The organism is Thalassolituus alkanivorans (assembly GCF_020447205.1).
In the GTDB taxonomy this organism is placed as follows: Bacteria; Pseudomonadota; Gammaproteobacteria; order Pseudomonadales; family Oceanobacteraceae; genus Venatoribacter; species Venatoribacter alkanivorans.
Window position 1 is genome coordinate 1 of the sequence record NZ_JAJAEL010000045.1, and the last position, 552, is coordinate 552.

Annotated in this window: 2 tRNA genes and 1 rRNA gene; all 3 read right to left on the reverse strand. The window is 46.2% G+C overall.

The annotated features are described in order from the left end of the window. Positions 1-254: 254 nt before the first annotated feature. Positions 255-330: transfer RNA gene (locus LGT44_RS18110), tRNA-Ala, on the reverse strand. Between the two features lie 18 nt (positions 331-348). Then, a tRNA-Ile gene (locus tag LGT44_RS18115) sits at positions 349-425 on the reverse strand. Between the two features lie 66 nt (positions 426-491). Continuing rightward, positions 492-552, reverse strand: a 16S ribosomal RNA gene (locus LGT44_RS18120); the annotation flags it as partial.

Genomic DNA, 552 nt, shown 5'->3' on the forward strand with positions numbered 1-552 from the left:
CCAGATGCCAAGGCATCCACCGTGCACGCTTAGTCACTTGACCATATAACCCCAAACCGTTTCAGTTCTTACAAGCTATGAAGAACAAAACTTTATGGCGTGGAGTTAATTGCTATCGCCAAGCAACTGCAAGTTCGCTTGAGAATCTCAATTCTCATGTATCCTAATTTTTAAAGAGCAATCTGATATTGCTATCAGTTTTAAATGGTCTTATACAAGACAATTTAAAGCTGATAACGAATCAAGGTATGAAGTGGTGGAGCTATGCGGGATCGAACCGCAGACCTCCTGCGTGCAAGGCAGGCGCTCTCCCAGCTGAGCTATAGCCCCATTTCATATATCTGAAGTTGGTAGGTCTGGGCAGAGTTGAACTGCCGACCTCACGCTTATCAGGCGTGCGCTCTAACCACCTGAGCTACAGACCTACATCAGATCACAAAGATTTAGACAATTACGTGTGAGCACTTAACTGAGACGACTGAAGTATCGTTTAAGGAGGTGATCCAGCCCCAGGTTCCCCTAGGGCTACCTTGTTACGACTTCACCCCAGTC